This window comes from Enterococcus alcedinis, assembly GCF_014635985.1.
GTDB lineage: Bacteria > Bacillota > Bacilli > Lactobacillales > Enterococcaceae > Enterococcus_I > Enterococcus_I alcedinis.
Map to the genome: position 1 here is coordinate 1 of NZ_BMDT01000028.1, position 723 is coordinate 723.

Consider the following 723-nt stretch of genomic DNA (forward strand, 5'->3'; position numbering starts at 1 on the left):
TACTTCCCGTTTAAAATCTAGTTAAACGCACCCAAGAGGAGTCGAACCTCTAACCGCTTGATTCGTAGTCAAGTACTCTATCCAATTGAGCTATGGGTGCAAATAATGCCGAGGGCCGGAATCGAACCGGCACGATGATCACTCATCGCAGGATTTTAAGTCCTGTGCGTCTGCCAGTTCCGCCACCCCGGCGTTAGAATTGGCTAAGCGGAAAACGGGGTTCGAACCCGCGACCCCCACCTTGGCAAGGTGGTGCTCTACCACTGAGCTATTTCCGCAACATACTTAAAGCTTATTTAATTAAATGCCGGCTAAAGGACTTGAACCCTCGACCCTCTGATTACAAATCAGATGCTCTACCAACTGAGCTAAGCCGGCGTAACTTCATGCGGGTGAAGGGACTTGAACCCCCATGCCCGAAGGCGCTAGATCCTAAGTCTAGTGCGTCTGCCAATTCCGCCACACCCGCGTGTGCGTAATGCATGAGTTAAAAAATGAGTCGTACAGGGCTCGAACCTGTGACCCTCTGATTAAAAGTCAGATGCTCTACCAACTGAGCTAACGACTCATGATGGGGGTTAACGGGTTCGAACCGCTGACCCTCTGCTTGTAAGGCAGATGCTCTCCCAGCTGAGCTAAACCCCCATAATGAGATAAATTAAATTCGCGTGGCGACGTCCTGCTCTCACAAAGGGAAACCCTTCACTACAATCGGCGCTAAGA

At 50.5% G+C, this 723-nt stretch carries 7 tRNA genes; all 7 read right to left on the reverse strand.

Going from position 1 to position 723, the window contains the following annotated elements:
• Positions 1 to 26: 26 nt before the first annotated feature.
• Positions 27 to 100: transfer RNA gene (locus tag IEV09_RS12660), tRNA-Arg, on the reverse strand.
• Between the two features lie 6 nt (positions 101 to 106).
• Positions 107 to 192, reverse strand: a tRNA-Leu gene (locus tag IEV09_RS12665).
• A 14-nt stretch (positions 193 to 206) separates the two neighbouring features.
• Positions 207 to 278, reverse strand: a tRNA-Gly gene (locus tag IEV09_RS12670).
• Between the two features lie 27 nt (positions 279 to 305).
• Positions 306 to 378, reverse strand: a tRNA-Thr gene (locus IEV09_RS12675).
• Positions 379 to 387: 9 nt separating this feature from the next.
• Positions 388 to 469 (reverse strand) — tRNA-Leu (locus IEV09_RS12680).
• 26 nt (positions 470 to 495) lie between these two features.
• A tRNA-Lys gene (locus IEV09_RS12685) sits at positions 496 to 568 on the reverse strand.
• 4 nt (positions 569 to 572) lie between these two features.
• A tRNA-Val gene (locus IEV09_RS12690) sits at positions 573 to 645 on the reverse strand.
• Positions 646 to 723: the final 78 nt, after the last annotated feature.